At 39.4% G+C, this 17271-nt stretch carries 28 protein-coding genes, 2 tRNA genes and 1 pseudogene; 26 read left to right on the top strand and 5 right to left on the bottom strand.

What is annotated here, in order from left to right; all coding sequences use genetic code 11:
- Positions 1-155 precede the first annotated feature (155 nt).
- Entirely contained in the window at positions 156-1139 is a 984-nt protein-coding gene (locus ACEE75_RS10150; RefSeq protein ID WP_321056285.1) for a Gfo/Idh/MocA family protein, read from the bottom strand.
- A 394-nt stretch (positions 1140-1533) separates the two neighbouring features.
- On the opposite strand from ACEE75_RS10150, the gene ACEE75_RS10145 reads away from it, so the two are divergent.
- A complete protein-coding gene (locus ACEE75_RS10145) occupies positions 1534-3429 on the top strand; it encodes a M13 family metallopeptidase (protein ID WP_321056286.1) in 1896 nt (631 codons plus the stop codon).
- Between the two features lie 36 nt (positions 3430-3465).
- Here ACEE75_RS10145 and ACEE75_RS10140 read toward each other — a convergent pair.
- The 4 genes and pseudogenes from ACEE75_RS10140 to ACEE75_RS10125 all read right to left on the bottom strand — a co-directional run.
- Positions 3466-4020, bottom strand: a pseudogene (locus ACEE75_RS10140) (LD-carboxypeptidase); the annotation flags it as partial.
- A 16-nt stretch (positions 4021-4036) separates the two neighbouring features.
- The gene (locus ACEE75_RS10135; protein WP_447574076.1) at positions 4037-5470 is read right to left on the bottom strand and encodes a recombinase family protein; all 1434 of its coding nucleotides are present in this window, start codon (positions 5468-5470) and stop codon (positions 4037-4039) included.
- 128 nt (positions 5471-5598) lie between these two features.
- Positions 5599-5796 (bottom strand): hypothetical protein, encoded by a 198-nt coding sequence (locus tag ACEE75_RS10130; protein WP_172016175.1) that lies wholly within the window; start codon positions 5794-5796, stop codon positions 5599-5601.
- 51 nt (positions 5797-5847) lie between these two features.
- Positions 5848-6552, bottom strand: coding sequence for a S24 family peptidase (locus tag ACEE75_RS10125; RefSeq protein ID WP_172016176.1), 705 nt, complete (start codon positions 6550-6552; stop codon positions 5848-5850).
- 189 nt (positions 6553-6741) lie between these two features.
- On the opposite strand from ACEE75_RS10125, the gene ACEE75_RS10120 reads away from it, so the two are divergent.
- The 25 genes from ACEE75_RS10120 (at position 6742) to ACEE75_RS10000 (ending at position 17237) form a co-directional block, all read left to right on the top strand.
- Positions 6742-6942: a helix-turn-helix domain-containing protein gene (locus ACEE75_RS10120; RefSeq protein WP_170239000.1), complete on the top strand. Its 201-nt coding sequence runs from the start codon at positions 6742-6744 to the stop codon at positions 6940-6942.
- A gap of 48 nt (positions 6943-6990) precedes the next feature.
- Positions 6991-7572 (top strand): endonuclease NucS domain-containing protein, encoded by a 582-nt coding sequence (locus ACEE75_RS10115; protein ID WP_447574075.1) that lies wholly within the window; start codon positions 6991-6993, stop codon positions 7570-7572.
- Positions 7550-8320, top strand: a complete 771-nt coding sequence (locus ACEE75_RS10110; RefSeq protein WP_447574074.1) for a phage antirepressor KilAC domain-containing protein — start codon at positions 7550-7552, stop codon at positions 8318-8320. Before ACEE75_RS10115 ends, ACEE75_RS10110 begins: the two co-directional genes overlap by 23 nt.
- 74 nt (positions 8321-8394) lie before the next feature.
- Positions 8395-8568: a BOW99_gp33 family protein gene (locus ACEE75_RS10105; RefSeq protein WP_447574073.1), complete on the top strand. Its 174-nt coding sequence runs from the start codon at positions 8395-8397 to the stop codon at positions 8566-8568.
- Between the two features lie 52 nt (positions 8569-8620).
- Positions 8621-8968: a transcriptional regulator gene (locus ACEE75_RS10100; RefSeq protein WP_449173634.1), complete on the top strand. Its 348-nt coding sequence runs from the start codon at positions 8621-8623 to the stop codon at positions 8966-8968.
- A 267-nt stretch (positions 8969-9235) separates the two neighbouring features.
- Positions 9236-9508 carry a hypothetical protein gene (locus ACEE75_RS10095; RefSeq protein ID WP_172032467.1) on the top strand — a complete coding sequence of 91 codons (273 nt, stop codon included), beginning with the start codon at positions 9236-9238 and terminating at the stop codon, positions 9506-9508.
- A complete protein-coding gene (locus ACEE75_RS10090) occupies positions 9508-9768 on the top strand; it encodes a hypothetical protein (protein WP_172015093.1) in 261 nt (86 codons plus the stop codon). The genes ACEE75_RS10095 and ACEE75_RS10090 overlap by 1 nt, the downstream gene beginning before the upstream one ends.
- Positions 9769-9779: 11 nt before the next feature.
- Positions 9780-9908, top strand: a complete 129-nt coding sequence (locus tag ACEE75_RS10085; RefSeq protein ID WP_256773381.1) for a hypothetical protein — start codon at positions 9780-9782, stop codon at positions 9906-9908.
- A gap of 3 nt (positions 9909-9911) precedes the next feature.
- Positions 9912-10091, top strand: a complete 180-nt coding sequence (locus ACEE75_RS10080; protein WP_075105376.1) for a hypothetical protein — start codon at positions 9912-9914, stop codon at positions 10089-10091.
- Positions 10088-10858 (top strand): phage recombination protein Bet, encoded by a 771-nt coding sequence (bet, locus tag ACEE75_RS10075; protein ID WP_449164799.1) that lies wholly within the window; start codon positions 10088-10090, stop codon positions 10856-10858. The genes ACEE75_RS10080 and bet overlap by 4 nt, the downstream gene beginning before the upstream one ends.
- A 9-nt stretch (positions 10859-10867) precedes the next feature.
- Positions 10868-11896: a DUF1351 domain-containing protein gene (locus tag ACEE75_RS10070; RefSeq protein WP_449164798.1), complete on the top strand. Its 1029-nt coding sequence runs from the start codon at positions 10868-10870 to the stop codon at positions 11894-11896.
- Positions 11897-11898: 2 nt separating this feature from the next.
- Entirely contained in the window at positions 11899-12225 is a 327-nt protein-coding gene (locus ACEE75_RS10065) for a hypothetical protein (RefSeq protein ID WP_449164797.1), read from the top strand.
- On the top strand, positions 12215-12655 hold the full coding sequence (gene ssb, locus ACEE75_RS10060; RefSeq protein ID WP_449164796.1) for a single-stranded DNA-binding protein: 441 nt from the start codon (positions 12215-12217) through the stop codon (positions 12653-12655). Before ACEE75_RS10065 ends, ssb begins: the two co-directional genes overlap by 11 nt.
- A gap of 91 nt (positions 12656-12746) precedes the next feature.
- On the top strand, positions 12747-13166 hold the full coding sequence (locus ACEE75_RS10055; RefSeq protein ID WP_449164795.1) for a RusA family crossover junction endodeoxyribonuclease: 420 nt from the start codon (positions 12747-12749) through the stop codon (positions 13164-13166).
- Positions 13163-13492, top strand: a complete 330-nt coding sequence (locus ACEE75_RS10050; protein WP_449164794.1) for a DUF1372 family protein — start codon at positions 13163-13165, stop codon at positions 13490-13492. The genes ACEE75_RS10055 and ACEE75_RS10050 overlap by 4 nt, the downstream gene beginning before the upstream one ends.
- Complete coding sequence (locus ACEE75_RS10045; RefSeq protein ID WP_449164793.1) at positions 13473-13715, top strand: hypothetical protein; 243 nt, start codon at positions 13473-13475, stop codon at positions 13713-13715. Before ACEE75_RS10050 ends, ACEE75_RS10045 begins: the two co-directional genes overlap by 20 nt.
- A complete protein-coding gene (locus tag ACEE75_RS10040) occupies positions 13712-13903 on the top strand; it encodes a hypothetical protein (protein ID WP_449164792.1) in 192 nt (63 codons plus the stop codon). The genes ACEE75_RS10045 and ACEE75_RS10040 overlap by 4 nt, the downstream gene beginning before the upstream one ends.
- The gene (locus ACEE75_RS10035) at positions 13876-14382 is read left to right on the top strand and encodes a hypothetical protein (protein ID WP_449173633.1); all 507 of its coding nucleotides are present in this window, start codon (positions 13876-13878) and stop codon (positions 14380-14382) included. Before ACEE75_RS10040 ends, ACEE75_RS10035 begins: the two co-directional genes overlap by 28 nt.
- Positions 14379-14894: a DUF1642 domain-containing protein gene (locus ACEE75_RS10030; RefSeq protein ID WP_449164790.1), complete on the top strand. Its 516-nt coding sequence runs from the start codon at positions 14379-14381 to the stop codon at positions 14892-14894. The genes ACEE75_RS10035 and ACEE75_RS10030 overlap by 4 nt, the downstream gene beginning before the upstream one ends.
- The gene (locus ACEE75_RS10025) at positions 14894-15235 is read left to right on the top strand and encodes a hypothetical protein (RefSeq protein ID WP_449164789.1); all 342 of its coding nucleotides are present in this window, start codon (positions 14894-14896) and stop codon (positions 15233-15235) included. The genes ACEE75_RS10030 and ACEE75_RS10025 overlap by 1 nt, the downstream gene beginning before the upstream one ends.
- Positions 15236-15366: 131 nt before the next feature.
- Positions 15367-15570, top strand: coding sequence for a hypothetical protein (locus tag ACEE75_RS10020; RefSeq protein WP_449164788.1), 204 nt, complete (start codon positions 15367-15369; stop codon positions 15568-15570).
- Between the two features lie 292 nt (positions 15571-15862).
- Positions 15863-16159, top strand: coding sequence for a DUF1372 family protein (locus tag ACEE75_RS10015; RefSeq protein ID WP_449164787.1), 297 nt, complete (start codon positions 15863-15865; stop codon positions 16157-16159).
- Positions 16160-16455: 296 nt separating this feature from the next.
- Complete coding sequence (locus ACEE75_RS10010; protein WP_105106956.1) at positions 16456-16878, top strand: ArpU family phage packaging/lysis transcriptional regulator; 423 nt, start codon at positions 16456-16458, stop codon at positions 16876-16878.
- Positions 16879-17019: 141 nt separating this feature from the next.
- Positions 17020-17124: transfer RNA gene (locus tag ACEE75_RS10005), tRNA-OTHER, on the top strand.
- 3 nt (positions 17125-17127) lie between these two features.
- A tRNA-Ile gene (locus ACEE75_RS10000) sits at positions 17128-17237 on the top strand.
- The last annotated feature ends 34 nt before the right edge of the window (positions 17238-17271 follow it).

Raw genomic sequence — 17271 nt, 5'->3', positions numbered from 1 at the left:
ATGTGTGTTATCCAGTAGTAAGAGTGGAAATAAGATGAGATTTAACTAAAAAGAGAAGGACTGAGCAACAATATCCTTCGCTTTTTAGTTTCTATATAGATAATATTGTAAAACTCTTCCCCAATCATTTATTTTGGTGGAAGAGTTTTTGTGATTTATTCTTCTTCTGGATAGACTAAGCCCCAGTCTTTTCTGAGTTTGGTCATGATAGCCATCACTTCTTGGCTATAAGCAAGGTGCATCTCATTTTCGATACCAGCGACAGCTTTTTCCATATCTTGGACTTCATAGGAGAGGGCTTGACTGGTGTCTCCTGCTTCAATGATATCTTGGTGGCCATCTTCTGTATAGGTGATGATAGCTTTTTGACCACGAGGGTATTCATAAAGTTCAATGTAGCCTTTATCGTAGGCAATGGTACCGCGTTTAGGTTGTTTAGCATGTAAGGTAAGGGCAATAGTAGCCATTTCTCCTTTTGGATTACTTAATAAAATTCCCACCTGTTCATCAACCCCAGTTGGAGCTAATTTTACTTGAGAGCTGATTTGATCAGGCGTTTCAGACATAAACCAGCGAACAAAAGATAGGGCATAAACCCCAATATCAAGGAGGGCTCCACCAGCTAAATTTCTATTAAAGAAACGATTGGTCATGTCGTAATCTTTATAGCTTCCAAAGTTCATTTGAATCATTTTTAGATCCCCCAAGGCTTGTGATTGGACCAGTTCACGGAGACGGCGGTAAATAGGCATATGGAAAATAGTCATTGCTTCAGCAAGAATGACTTGGTTTTCTTCGGCAAGCGCAATAGCCTCTTCCAGTTCCTCTGAATTGAGTGTAATAGACTTCTCACAAAGGACGTGCTTTCCTGCTGACAAGGCCTTTCTTAGATAGTTAATATGGGTATTATGCGGGGTTGAGATGTAAATAATATCTACCTCAGGATCTTCAAATACTTCATCAATGGTTTGATAAACTTTCTGAATACCATATTTTTGGGCAAATGCTAGACCTTTATCATAGGTACGATTGGCAACGGAGTAGAGATTGCCGCCTAGTGACTGCAAAGCTTGAGCTAATTCATTAGCAATGACCCCAGTTCCTAGGGTAGCCCATTTGTATTGAACTAAATTTTTCATGTGATTTCTCCTTATAAAAGCGCTAACATTAGTATATCAAAAATAACGAAAAAAATTTTTTAAAAAAAGCCTTTCTTTTTATATTTTTTTTCGAATAAATAAAGTGAAGGGGAAATACACGACAAACGGATGAAGAAAATATGTTTTTCAGAAAACATATTTTCATATTTTATACAGTTTTTTAGCAAAAATTTATGCTATAATTAGTCTGAATTTGAGGAATTACTCATGACTAAATATAAAAACTATGAAAATAAATTGAAAAAATGCATGTGATAAGAAAATGGTTACATGCATTTTCTTCATGCGTATGGCGTGAGGGGAAATAGCCTAAAAAAGCAATTCTAATCTTTTTTTGTTACAATAAAAAAAGACAATACAAAGGAGTACAATGATGACACGTTATCAAGATGATTTTTATGATGCGATCAATAAAAAGTGGGAAGAAACAGCTGTTATTCCTGCTGACAAGCCAAGAACTGGTGGCTTTTCAGATTTAGCTGATGAAATAGAGGACCTAATGTTAGACACAACCGATGCTTGGTTAACAGGTAAAGATGTCCCAACAGATCCTATTTTATCCAACTTTGTCAAGTTTCATAAGCAGGTCAGTGATTTTACAACAAGAGAAACACTCGGTGTTACCCCTGTTAAACCCTTGATTGAGGAGTATCAGGGTCTATCGTCTTTCTCAAGCTTTGCAGAGCGGATAGCAGAGTTTGAGATGGATGGCAAACCGAACCTTTTACCGTTTGGTGTAGCACCAGACTTTATGGATGCCCAGACCAACGTTTTGTGGGCAGAAGCTCCGAGCACCATTTTGCCAGACACTAGCTACTATGGCGAGGATAATGAGAAGGGAAAAGAGCTATTGGCAACATGGCGCCGATGCCAAGAAGATCTATTGCCTAAGTTTGGCTTTTCTACAGAAGAGATCAAGCATATTTTAGATGAGATGATTGCGCTTGATGCCAAATTAGCTCAATATGTTCTCTCAAGTGAGGAGTCTTCTGAGTATGCAAAGTTGTATCATCCTTATGACTGGGCAGATTTTACTAAATTGGCACCAGAACTACCTTTAGATACTATTTTTAAACACATTTTAGGACAAGTTCCAGATAAAGTGATTGTTCCAGAGGAGCGTTTTTGGACAGAGTTTGCAGCGGAGTTTTATTCTGAAAAAAATTGGACAGCCCTAAAAGCGATTTTAGTGAGAAGTGCGGCTCTTTCTTATACCTCTTACCTGACAGATGAGATTCGAGTCTTATCAGGTGCTTATAGCCGTGCTTTATCTGGTACTCCTCAAGCCATGGATCAGAAAAAAGCTGCTTTTTATTTGGCACAAGGTCCCTACAATCAAGCCCTTGGTCTTTGGTATGCGGACTTGAAGTTTTCTAAAGAAGCTAAAGCTGATGTGGAGGCGAAGGTAGCGACTATGATTGAGGTTTATAAGGAGCGCTTAGCTAATAACGACTGGCTAAAACCAGAAACACGAGATAAGGCTATCATCAAGCTAAACAGCATCACACCACATATTGGTTATCCTGAAAAATTACCAGATACCTATGCGAAAAAAGTTATTGATGACTCAGCTAGCTTGATTGAAAATGCAGCCCATCTTGCAAAAATCTCAATAGCTCATAGCTGGAGCAAGTGGAATAAGCCAGTCGATAAAAATGAGTGGGGAATGCCTGCCCACATGGTTAATGCTTACTACAATCCGCAACAAAATCAAATTGTCTTTCCAGCAGCTATCCTCCAAGCACCATTTTATAGTTTGGGGCAGTCATCATCAGCTAATTACGGAGGAATAGGTGCTGTTATTGCTCATGAAATTTCTCATGCTTTTGATACCAATGGGGCTTCTTTTGATGAAAATGGTAGCCTTAATAATTGGTGGACAGATGAAGATTACGCTGCTTTTAAAGAGCGTACAGACAAGGTAGTGGAGCAGTTTGATGGGATTGACTTTGCAGGAGGAAAAGTCAATGGTAAGTTAACCGTTTCTGAAAATGTTGCGGATTTGGGAGGCTTGGCAGCAGCCCTTGAGGCCGCTAAAAAAGAAGCAGATTTTTCTGCTGAGGACTACTTTATCAATTTTGCGCGTATTTGGCGCATGAAGGCGCGTGAGGAATATTTGCAGTTATTGATTGCTGTAGATGTACATGCCCCAGGAAAACTTCGCACCAATGTTCAGTTGCCAAACTTTGATGATTTTATTGCTACTTTTGATGTCAAAGAAGGCGATGGGATGTGGCGAGATAAAGACAAGCGTGTCGTGATTTGGTAATACAAAAACCATTTGGGAGCCTTCCCAAATGGTTTTTTAATCTTCAGAGATGTTTAAAGTCATTGTCTTAGTATCAATAGAAATGTTGGCGCCAATTGTAATGGTAAAGAGAGGCTGAGTATGGGCAAAATCTAGGTCATAAAGTACAGGGATAGTCTTAAGTAGAGGGTATTTGTCTAAAATCGCTTTAAAAATTTCCTCAGTCATCTCTGTTTCTTTAGGGAAACGACCAAAAACAACTGCCTTGGGGTTTGGATAGGCTTGTAGGATGGCTGTTAAATGTCTAAGTATCGTATAATAGTGATCGCCTTCAGCTTCCTCCAGAAATAGAACATAGTTCTCAACTTTCGGTGCAAACTCAGTTCCTGTTAGAAGATTAAACGTTGAGATATTTCCTCCAATGATAGTACCATGAGCTGTTCCTTCTTGATAAACTTTCCACTCAGTTGGTTTGAAGTGTCTTGTTTGAGAGGGATCATACCAAGCATCGCTAGACCATTCTTGACTAGGTTCCAAGTGGTAATTGGTGTGGCTCAGAGCGCGATGCCACATTTTTGTTTGATAGGTTTGCCCTTCTATCATTTTAATGCTGGGTCTTAAAACAGGGTTAAAAGTTGAAAAAAATATCTATACCTTCTTTGGTTGCCTCAACCCTTGATATTACAAGCTCTACAGCCTGTTTTTGTGTATCGTAGTCAGCGGTCAGTATGTCTGGGAATGCTAGAAAGGTGTCTATTTTTTTGCGTAATTCATCTTCTCTTGTTGTAGCTGACAAGAGTTTTATTTGTTCTTCCATGAACTCATTTTCGTTTAGTAGTGATTTTGATTGCTGTTTCAGATCATCAAGAGAAATAAGGTCATTCAAATATAGGTCATTTAATTTTGATAGCTTTGATGTATTTTGCTTTATCTTTTTTTCATAGGTTGCTATTTTGTTATGCAGCTCATTGTCCTCAGCTGGTTTGATGTCTTTTAACTTTTCAGGATTTTGTTGTAACTTTGCCACCTCATTCAGGATATACCCCTCCAGTACAGATTGTTTGAAACGTGGGTTTGTACACTCCCCTGTACCCCTAGATCTTGTGTTAGGGCAAAAGAACGAGATGGACCGTGTGCCAGTAAGTTTATTTTTCTTATCTTTTTCTGACTTTAGGTGTGCTCCACATAGACCACAGTAACAAATTTTAGAACCGATATATTTTCTTTGAAATGGGGGAACCCATTCAGCGTTATGATATTTTGCCAGTCTCTTTTTTCGTTCAAGTTGAGCGAGTTCAAAAGTTTTTTTATCTATGATGGGAGTGTGTTTAGCTTGGTAAGTTTGCCCCATGTATTTCATCATTCCACAATATACAGGGTTGTCAATGATAACTGTGACAGCGTGGTGTTTCCAATCATGATTTTTACCGTGATAATTCATTGAGTTCAATTTTTGAACAATTTTATTAACAGAGGCCCCTTTTAGGAACTCACTATATATCATTTCAACTATCGGAGCTTTAACCTCATCTAGCTCTAGGTCGCCTGTTTCTTTGTTGTAATTGTAAGCAAAGGGAGGCATTCCCCAAGACATAGCTTTCCCAGCTTTCGCCCTACCGATTTTCCCCATCATCATTCTTTCTGCAATATTTGCCCTATCTAGTTCAGCGTAAGCTGATAGCATACCAAAAACCATTTTTCCAACTGGGGTAGAGGCGTCAAAGTTCTCTGTAAAGCTGACTAATCTAATACCGTTTGGATTGAAAACATCTTCTACAAGCACAATATTCTCTTTTTGAGAGCGTCCAAGCCGTTTCAAGTCGTATATGAGTACAATGTCGAATAATTTTCGTTTAGCGTCTCTAGTGAGTCGTTCTATCTCTGGTCTGTGCATATTTTTTCCAGAAATCCCTGGATCAACATAGACATCATAAAGAGTCCATTCTTTCAATTTGCAGTAGTTTGTCAATAAGTCAACTTGTTCATCAAGTGAATAGCCATCATCTACCTGTCCTTGTGTGCTGACACGGACATAGATAGCTACCTTATTCCTGTCCATCATTATAGTACCTCTTTCAAAATTTCCTAAAAAATGATAAAATGGGCACAAGAAAAAGGGATTTTTAATGCCTGATTTCTTGTCACTTAGCCTTATGCTCAAACTTTGGTCGGGGAGAGCATAAGGCTTTTTTATTTTGTTTTGAACATATTACCGCAAGATTGACAGTGCCAGTTGTTTTTACCTTTCTTCCCAACTAACCCTAGTAACAGGAAAGGCCAAGCAATCAAGAAACCGATACAACCGACGCAACCATTAAATCCTTTTCGTTCCTGGTTCATAAATTGTACTTGTGTACTTCCGCAACGTGGACAACGTTTAACAGCCATAATAAAATCTTCCTACCCTCCTTTTAACGTGGTTTAGGGGAGCACGTACCGTTAGTTTTCTCTATAGATGTCTACGACTTCTCCAATAGTCCTGATGTCGTCATCTTCTGAAAGAAAAACATCATCATAGTCAGGGTTAAGTGATTTCAAATAAGGTCTACCATTAGATTTGAACTGTTTAACATAGTTTTCACCATTAACTTGGAAAATGGCAATATCGTTGTTATCTACCTGAGGGGTATGCTTGATGAAAAGCAAGTCTCCATCTTTGATTTTAGGAGCCATACTCTCTCCAATAACCTTTGCAACACTGTCAAAATCATCAGGAACCTCACTAGATGGGATTGTGATTTCAGCGTCCACATAGTCATCCTGGATAACTCCATTACCAGCAGATACAAAACCAGTGATATACACCGTGGTCATTTGGATTGGTTTCCTATTTTGTTTATCACGCAAAGCAAGAGCTAAGTCTACTACTTTTTTCTTGTTGAGGTCATTGAGGTCATCATAGATAGATTGAATATCAGAGACGGCAGGTTTATCAACTCCATACAAAATATAATCTGTAGAAGTCCCTAAAATCTGAGCCAGTTGGACTAGCTTTCTGCCGTTTGGGAGATTTTTAGCGCCCTCCCACTTAGAAATAGTGCTTTGTGATTTGTAGCCCATGAGTTCAGCTATATCACTTTGTTCAAGCCCTTTTCTTTCTCTGAGTGTCTTAATTCTATATGAGATTTCTTCATTGGTATTCATATTGCCACTCCTGTTTTTGATAAGTCCATTATATAGTACAAAAGAGAAATAATCAAGTGATATAGAGAAAAAAGTAAAAAAATATGAAAAAAAGTCATTTTAACTATTGACGAATGAGAAAAAATCATATAGAATATAATCAAGCTTGAGAAAGCTTAATATAAAAAATAAAGAAAGAGAGGGGTAGGCATGACCAAACCAAAAATCACTATCGCCGAAATCCGTGCTAAAAACGGTAAAATGACACAGCGTGAATTTGGTGATAGTGTAGGAGTAGCGCCACAGACGGTAAACTCTTGGGAAAAAGACATCTACCGTATAAGCGCAAAAAACCTCATGAAAATCTGTGAGATTTACCATGTGACTTCTAGTGATTTGCTAGGCACTTAAAAAATTTTACCTCTCACATGATTATTTCTCATATAGAAAGGAGACAACATGAATGAACTCATCAACGTAACGCTGAATGATAATCATGAGCCAGTTGATTTTGATAATTTTGAAGAATTATTTCTTTGGGTATCTCGTCAGAAGCTCAATAGTAATTCCAAACAGCTTAAAGAGCTTAGACGGTATATCAAAAGTAGATTTATCAATAAATTTGAAGCAACCATTTATTTAATTGATTTTTTAGACCTTGAAATAATTAACGCTTATGAGTGCGAAAACAATAGAGAAAACAGAGAAAAACAGATGCAAGAATATATTATTCGTAATTTTGAATTATTGTTTCCAGATTTTGTTTTTGTAAAGTCAGAACACGCTATTAAGACCGGAAGAATAGACATTCTTGCCGAAGACAAAAATAGTAAACGTCCAGTAATAATTGAATTGAAAGCAAAAAATAAAAATCCAACATTACAATTATTGGCTTACTCCAAAGAATTTATCAATCCTATATTGATAGGCATTTCGGAACAAGAAATACTAGATACAAAGATTGATAATGAAATTATGTACTACGTTTTTTCAAAAAATAAATTACAAAAGGTAGAATATGAACGAAATTTACAACTTTAAAGGACAAGATGTCCGAACGGTAACTATTGATAACAAACCCTACTTTGTCGGTAAGGATGTGGCAGATATTCTGGGATATTCAAATTCCAAAGACGCCTTAAACAAGCACGTAGATAGCGATGATAAACAAATTATCCAAAGGTCGCAAAACGCTACCTTAGACATTCCAAACCGTGGACTAACCATCATCAACGAATCTGGTCTTTACTCACTTATCCTATCTAGCAAACTGCCACAAGCAAAAGAATTTAAACGCTGGGTGACATCGGAAGTATTACCAAGCATTCGCAAAAACGGCATGTTTGCTACAGACGAATTGCTAGATAATCCAGACTTTGCTATTGCGACCTTGCAAAAGCTCAAAGAAGAAAGAGAAGCTAAGAAGTTGCTTGAAGCTCAAATCGAAGCAGACAAGCCAAAAGTGCTGTTTGCAGACGCTGTTAGTGCCAGCAAGTCATCTTGTCTGATTGGTGAACTGGCTAAAATTCTGAAACAGAATGGGATTGATATTGGTCAAAACAAACTCTTTCAGTGGTTACGCTCTAATGGTTACCTAATTAGTCGCCGTGGAGAGTCTTGGAACCAACCGACACAGAAAAGCATGCAGCTAGGTCTGTTTGAGCTGAAAAAGACAAATATCAACCATGCCGACGGTCACACCACAGTCAATACAACAACTAAGGTCACTGGCAAGGGTCAACAATATTTTATCAACAAGTTTCTTAACCAAGAGTATTTACCAGGTTAGGAACGTAAAAAAGCCCCTCTGGAACGGCAATTCCATTGAGGGACTAAGTAAAACATTTACGAGGTAATTATATCATGTCAAGAGACAAAGAACAATGGACACCCAAGGTTACTAGCCTACGCAAGGTAATTGTTGACGGTGTGGAGCAATGGGTAGAGTTTGATCCAGCAACTTATGTCATTCCAGCAGGTCATCCTTATTATGACATTGTCGGAATGCAAAAGCATGAGCTACGGAAAGGAGCTTAGTTTATGGGGTATGCAGTATATTATCAGGAACACTAACGAAAATTACACCTCTATGAATAATCATTTCTTACAAGACCCTAACCTATCAAGTTCTGCTAAGGGTGTCCTAGCTGTCATCTTGAGTAATAAAGATGATTGGCGTATTTACCCAGACGAAATTGCCAAGCGCTCAAAAGATGGTCTGGGTAGTCACAGAACAGCTTTTGAGGAATTAGAAAAGCATGGGTACATAAGAACCGTTAAGAAAAGTTTAGGTAGGGGTAAAGGTATTCAGCATTATAGATTTGCTCAAGATATACCTATTGCAGATGATTATTTTGAATATATCTTAGAGAATTTTGAAAAAGAGTTATCCACAGAAACAGTTGATAACCAAGATGATGGTACTTTACAAGGTTAGGTTTTACAACTTTGTATTTTACAACTTTGTACTTTACAACTTTGTATTTTACAACTTTGTATTTTACAACTTTGAAAAATCGCACACTAACAAATACTAACTATACAACAAGTACCAATATATAACAATCCAGTGCTTACGCACACTAACAAACAACAATCTAAGCCTTACGGCACTAACTTAGTAATAAATACTAAGTTACAAAAAACTAGTAGTAATAATAAATAAAGAAAGGGATAACCAAAGTTATCCACAGGTAGAAAAATCATGATTGACAAAGACAGAATTATCCGAGACCAACAGAAGAAGATTGAGCGTATTGAAAAACTCCAAAAAGAGCTACACGCTATCTCAGTATTTGGACTGTTTACGCTAAAGGTTGTGGGTATCCCAGATGAAAACGGTACGCTTGAGGTGTCATTGGACTCCATGCACAAACTTTCTCATGTTATCGAAGATGTGCTAGAGGGTATGGAGCCTAAGAAAGCTATCAAAGAGACAATGACATCATTTGACGAAGACGACGAGGAGGAAGACTAATGCTAGAGAAATTGAAACGATATTTTGGACTTGACGAACTGGCAAAGGCCGAGCCAACTCAAACCGATAGCACTCTGATTGAGCTAAAATCCCTCAAAGCTGAGAACCGTAGGCTTAAAGGACTTATTGACCAAAAAAACGCAATACTACAAGAGCTGTCTCAGGAAAATATGGCTATTGGCCGTGACCGTCAACAAATGGCTGACATCATTGCAAGACAGCAGCGACTGATTGACGCTTATGCAACTCTATCATCTTGAGGAGGTGCAACATGGACGGTACTTACCCATGGTTTGACTATGACCGTGATTATCTACAGCCTGAGGAACCAAGACAGGTACATGATCCTGATGAATGGGTATTCAGAGGCGGTCAATGGATTTATGTAGGAGATAACTAGCCTATGGAAAGAGAACGCTATGAAGACAATGCTTACTGGCGGAAACGTTACTTAGAGCTTTGTTATGAGCTAGGAGAGATTATCAATGAGCAACATGACAAGATAATTTCAATTACCAACGAAAATAGACGCTTAAAGCGTGAAAACTGGAACTTGAAACAGACCAAAAGGAGAAGAAAATGACTAACAATCAATTATCAACCCAACAAGCAAAGCGTGACATTGCTATTGATACCAGTGTTTGGACTTTCCAAGATGTCAAACGCTATTTTGACCCTCAAAACTTGCTGACTGAAAAACAAGTGGGGCAAGCCTTATCTCTTATCAAAGGACGCAACTTAAACCCTTTGGCAAACGAGGTCTATATTGTTGCTTACAAGAAAAAAACTGGAGGCACAGAGTTCAGCTTGATTGTCTCAAAAGAGGCGTTCCTCAAGCGTGCTGCCCAAAATCCAAACTATGAGGGATTTGAGGCAGGTGTTGTCACCGTGGATACTGATGGAGTTATGCACGAACGCAAAGGAGCTCTCATGTTACCAGGAGATACTTTGGTAGGTGGTTGGGCTAGAGTCTATCGGAAAAATTTCAAAGTACCTGTAGAAATCTTTGTCAGTCGTGAAGAATATGACAAGAAACAGAGCACCTGGAACGCTATGCCAGCAACCATGATCAGGAAGACAGCTTTAGTAAATGCTCTACGTGAGGCATTCCCTGAGGATTTGGGAAATATGTACACGGAAGATGATGGTGGTGAAACTTTTGACCGTATCAAACAGGCGGAACCTGTTGAAAGCCGTGAGGATGTCATGGCACGCAAAATGGCTCAAATTGAGCAGATGAAACAGGAACAAGCTCAGAGACAGATTGACACAAGTTATCCAACTGATGATGTGATTGATCCTGATGATGATCCAGTACAAGGTGAGCTATTGGAAGATTTGGAATACTAGGAGGACAACATGCAAGAATTACAAGTAAAGGTAACACAGGCACAAGTTGAAATCATTGACCGTGAAAAGTTTGAGCAAGGTATAGCTGATGTAGTAGCCAAGTATGAAAATTACACGGTCACAGCTGCAACAATCAAAGATGACAAGCAAGTTTTAGCTGACCTACGCAAACTCAAAAAACAAATCTCAGATGAGCGTATCAAGATTAAGCGTGAGTTGTCACAATCTGCTGATGAGTTTGACAAATACATCAAAGACACTAGTGAGCCGATGGATGAAATCATCAACAAAATCGCTCAAGATGTTAAAGACTTTGAAGAACATCAGAAAGCTGTGCGGCTAGATACCGTTAAAGGCTATATCGCTAATAAAGCGGCTGAGTACATGCTAGACCCACGCATTTTTGATGGCAAGTCGCTTGACTACATCAAGGCTGGCGACTTTATGGCTGACGGTGTGACTTTGAAAAAAGCAACGATGAAGTCGCTTGACGATATGGTGACCTTTGAGTTTCAAAATCAACAGGAATACGAAAAAGCCAAGGCTGCTATTTCTGGTCAATGTGCCGAGTACGGTATGACCGACCTGCCATATCTTCGCATGTTGCAAGATATGAGTTTGGCAGAGGTCTTAGAACAAATCAAGTCAGATTACCTTTTCCAAAAGCAAAAGGAAGAAGCGGAGCGAGTTAGACGTGAGCGAGAGCAACAATTAGCCGAACAGCGACGTAAGGAGCAGGAACAAGCTCAAAAGGCTTCTGACGTGCCACAGGTTGACCCAGAAACAGGTGAAATCTTAGACGGTGGGGATTTGTCCCAAAATGAGCAAAAAACGCTCAGAGGGGCTGAAAATGAGCCTAAAAAGTACACTCAAAAAATGACCTTGGAAGTCTATTTTGCCAACACAGCAGAAAAAGACTTATTTAAGGCAGGACTGTCAGAGCTTGGTTTTGAACACAAGCAAAATTATCAGGTTAGCGGCTATCAACGGATTGAGCCAGTAACTCAAGAACAACTCAATGAATTGTGTGGGTGGTAGTTATGGAAATCATAAAAGTATCAGATAGTGTGGCCATATACTCAGACGGCAAGCGACTGCAAGTTATTCATGACTTAGGAGATGAGTTTGTCCTTGATTTTGGCTATCAGACAGAGAATGTAGTTAATATTGACGAACTTAGTCCAGGTATTGTTGATAGGATTGTGCCAGTTTTCAAAGTCAGCGGTTTTCGCTCTAGGGCTGGAGAGGGTATGCACAGCTTACGCTGGGCTATCCTCCAATTCCAAATATTTGAGAACTACATCAAGGACAATCAGGCTGACTTGCTTGATTGGTGGAAAAATCCAGGAGGGGAAAATGATAAATAACGTTGTTTTAGTGGGTCGGATGACCCGTGATGCAGAGTTGAAATTTACACCGTCCAATTTGGCGGTTGCTACATTTACTTTGGCGGTCAATCGTCCATTTAAAAATGAAGCTGGAGAGCGCGAGGCTGATTTCATTAACTGTGTGATTTGGCGCCAGCAAGCTGAGAATTTGGCGAATTGGGCTAAGAAAGGTGCTCTGATTGGTGTTACAGGTCGTATCCAGACTCGTAGCTATGATAACCAGCAAGGACAACGTGTCTACGTGACTGAGGTGGTTGCAGAAAGTTTCCAACTCTTGGAAAGTCGGAACAATCAAAGCGGTCAACAGAACCAAAGCAACTCTTTCCAAAATGGAAACAACCAAGGTTATCAGTCTCCATTTGGTAACTCAAACCCTATGGACATCTCTGATGATGACCTGCCTTTCTAGGAGGTGCTGAAATCAAGAAATTGTTTGACTTTATCAAACTGAACAAAGAGAATTTCTTTGAAAAATTAGGTCTTAAAGGAGTCCTTGAGGAATGAAATTAGTCCTAAATATCGAACCAAAACCACAATCACGGCCAAGGTTTGCTAGGCGTGGGAGTTTTACCACAACCTATGAAGACAAGGGCATGAAATCATGGAGAGAGTGTTGTAGGTTACTTATCGCTAATCTCTACATGGGGCAGCCTATTCTTGAGGGAGCACTGAGGGCAAAGGTGAGGTTTTTCATCAAGCCCCCTCAGTATATCTCTAAGGTCAAAAAGAACCAGCAGGCCCTCATAGATGAGACTATCCCAGTAGGAAAAAAGCCTGATGTTGATAACTACGAAAAGGCTCTGTATGACAGTATGTCTGGCATAGTCTTTAAGGATGACGGTCAGATTGCTTTGCATGATGTCGGTAAATTTTACAGCCTCAAGCCACGAATTGAGGTAGAAGTGGAGGTCTTGGAATGAAAGACTATCAACCATTACTGTTTATTGGCACTTTATGGCTCATCATATTACTTGCAGCTATGCTGAAAATCAGAGATCTAAGTCATGAAGTGGATGAATTGAAAGCTAAAGAGCCTGTCATCATCTACACCGTCGATAATGCAGGTGGTGTGATGGTAGGGCAAATCACAGACAAGGAAATCATAGAGGGACGCTACACTGTCACGGTTCATGCTTACGGTAAGTTCTTAGTTACCAAAGAACAGTACGAGGCTATCCGTGTTGGTGACCCAATCCCTGATTATTTGAAGAAAAGAGGAAGTTGTAATGCCGAAAGTTATTTATAAGAGAGAAATTGGAGTGAATATGTTAGGAGAGCTAGAATATTCTGTTACCCCAACATGTCCAGTGTGTGGTGAATGGACTTATAGCGAAGATACCTGTCCATTTTGTCGCATGAATGGAGTGTTGACCGAATTAGAATATAACGGTGCTAAAGCTCCAGAGTTTATTGACGAGCATGGTAATAAGGCTAAATGCCATTGCGGAACTTGTGGAGGAAACAGATGACAGTCGATGAAATTATAACAACCTTTCACAAAATCAATACCAAACCAAATATCCATTTTGGAGAGGTGCAGGATGTGTATGAGTCCAAGGATGGGCAGATGCGGTATTACGTTAACAGAAAGAACGGTGTGGCTTATCTATACGCCACACAGGAAAGAGGGTGTTTTTTATCGGTGGTAAACGAATAAAAGAAGATGAGCTTGAGTATATGCGTCATCTATACCAGTATCCAGAGGACAGCAGGATAAAAGATGTGATAGCTTATCTCGGTATCTCTAGGCGTGCTTATTACTACCGCAAGGATAAAGCAGGTATTACCAAGAAGCACATTAGAGGTTGGTCGGATAAAGAGATTGAATTTATCAAAAATACATACAATACGTTAACGACACAAGAACAAGCTGATATGTTGGGTAGGACGGTTAGCGCCGTTAAGAATAAACGTTTTGAAATCGGTGCGGTACGCTATCATTCAAAACCTCGCTTGAAAGATGTTATAAAATTAGCAAGTGATGGTCTGACAAGACGTGAGATTTCTAAAACGCTCGGAATCTCAATCAGTGCTGTTGATTGGTATCTATACCATTACGGTATTGACTATGTAAAATGCGATGGGTCGCATGTTTGGAGGAATGACATGAGAGCGTTATTTGGAGGAAACAGATGAATAAACAGGAAGCGATTGAGCAATTAGAGTGGAATGTTATGAGAACGTCAGATTTTGACAGAGCAGAAGATGTTGTGGTATTCGAGAAAGTGAAGAGTATCATCTCCCAAATCCACGAACCGCAGAAGGTTGTGGTGCCGAAGCATATCGCTGATAAAATCGAATATTGCAAAAATACAGAAGGGTATGGGCTATTTCATGCAATGGATCACTGCTTTGGATATAGCGATTCTGCTGAATGGCTAGAATACAACCAAGAAACATTCGCCCTAGCTTGGGTGTACGGTTATGAGATTGAGAAGGAAGTACTGTACTTTGTTGAAATACCTAACCCTAACAGCAGAGATGTTTATGATTACTTTCTCAAAAAGGACTCCTCTACAGGAAAAGTGGTTTTATTTAAGCGTAGTGTAAACCCTCGCAACAATAAAGATTTATGGCTCACCGAATCCGAAATTAAACAGGATTTTGAGTGGGCGTGGGATGCTGGGTTTGCGAAAGAGGTGGAGTGATGGAGAATTATTTAATGTATGGAATCGTCATTTTAGGAATTATAAGTGTCGTGCTAAATATAGCCCTCATCTTAGTTTATGCTATAGCTATTAAAAATCTCGATAGTCAGCAACGAGAATATAAAAATGAGATGAGACGGATATTCGGTTGGGATGAATATGATTGGAGTGATAATTTTGATAGAGTTAAAAGAAGGTCAGAACGGCTACTAGAAGAGGTTGATGAGCTTAATAAATTACCTCTAATCATTCAAGCGAAGAAAGAGCAGACACTTAGATGTTTGAATCAGGAACAAGACCAAACGCAGAGAGAAATCGAGAGGTTGAGCAAAGGAGGTTGAGTGATGGATTGGCCGATATTAGACTTTTTATTTAAATATCTTCATATCTGCGTTAATAGCGATTTTAACCATAGTTTGGATACTTATCATCGCCATGATATGTATGTTTTTCGAAAAATAGGAGGCAAACAATGACTAAAAAACTAGGTGTGCTACTGGTCGATGTGCCAGAGCCGAGATTTGCTGTGTATCATTTTGTTTACTTGTCAGAATTAGGTTTTATGATTAAACCTTCAAGTGACTCAAAAATAATACTGGATTTAGCCTACAAATGCACCCAAGAAGAAGCTAAAAAATACCCGCAATTTAGATGGGTAGCGTTGGAGGATTTATGATTGGGAGAATTTACAAAGATAGAAACGACAACCACGTTAAAGTTGTCGCTAAGGCAATGCTGGTTTATACGAATGAGGATCTGATCGTGTACGACAATCTAGAGAATTTGCATACATGGTCAATGACCGAAAAAGATTTTAATAATGTTTTCGAGGAGGTAAAGAATGCATCGAGCAATTAAAACACTGTTTGGTTTCCATCGTCACGAGTTTAAGCCATATCGCGATGAAAAAGGAGACGTCATCTGTTTGGAGTGTATGAGGTGCAGGAAGAGAGAAGAGAAGGTGAATTATGAAGACACGCTACTATGAGACAGTGCTATATCTGACTATCCTTTCCCTGTCTCTTGTATCTCTGATATTAGCGCTAAAGGTCAAGAAATTAGAAGCACGACCGATCGAGATTGTCTATCAAGTCGATAGCGGTGGTGCTGTCGGTACTGGTGTGGTGACGTCCAAATCAGAGCATGACGGACGGTACACCTTGACTATTAGTGGTTACGGAAATTTCTTGGTGACAAAAGAGCAGTATGAGGATGTTAAGGTTGGTGATGAGATGCCTGAGTATTTGAAAGGGAGAGGGGGATGAGATGGCTGTTCTCAAAATTACAATTGCTGTTTTAAAATTTTTATTCACCTAAGAAGGTCCGCGCAGACGTTCGATTCGTCTGTTAGGTCTAGTCTGGCCAGACTAATTATGAAAAAAAATAAAGTGGAAGACGCACCCACTAACGAAAGGATAACAGGCTCCTGCGCTGTGAGATTGGTGGCGACCGCTCAGGAAGGCGTTAAATTTTTGATCTTAATAAAAAGCACACAAAAAAAGAGCGTCTCCGCTCCCTTATGTTCGTATTCCGTATCTATTATAACATAAAGGAGTGGCTGATGACTTTTTTTCCTGAAATAGACGAAAAACAAACAATCAGAAACGCTAAACGAAAATTGAAAGAATACCCACGTTGGCGGCGCATTGCCAATGATGTTGGCGAACAGAAAGTGACTGCAGTGTACACTTTCGAACCAAGACAAGCTCACGGGAATCCAAGCAGACCAGTTGAACGATTAGCAATTAATAAGACTGATGCTGAAGCTGAACTCGAAGCAATCGAATACGCTGTCACTCATTTACTAGATCCGATGCACCGACGAATGTTACACGATAAATATATGGTTAATTGCCCAAAAACGCATTTTGAGATTAGAGAGGAAATTGGATACGAGAAAAGCCAATACTATGATATGATTTCTGATGCTCTGTTAGCATTCGCTGAATTGTATCGTGGGAGTTGTTTGGTAGCGGAAAAATAGCGGAAAAACCGCGGAAAAAAGCTCCGATAAATGTGATATTATAGTATTATCGGATACCGAGAAGAGATAAACAATTACATTTCGAGTCATAATTAATTGACAACCAATCTCCTTATGAAATCGAACTCGGTATCTATTTCTGGGAACATGAGCCAGATTGGAAATCGGCAAGGGTAGCGCCCTGAGCAGGTCTGTATGACGTCTACGGCAATACGCTATGTGCAGGTTCGAATCCTGCTGTTCCTGTATGACAAGTTAGCTTAAAGCGTAAGTAATTGGTAGACGTGCCAAGGAGGTGCGCATGTGCAAAGCGCTGGGCTGATAACCCAGAGATGGAGGTTCGAATCCTCTACTTGTGGTTCTAGTCACACAATCGTGTGGCTTTTTGTTTTG

This window comes from Streptococcus sp. 11273D007BT, from assembly GCF_053547195.1.
This window is presented reverse-complemented; position numbering and strand designations above follow the sequence as displayed.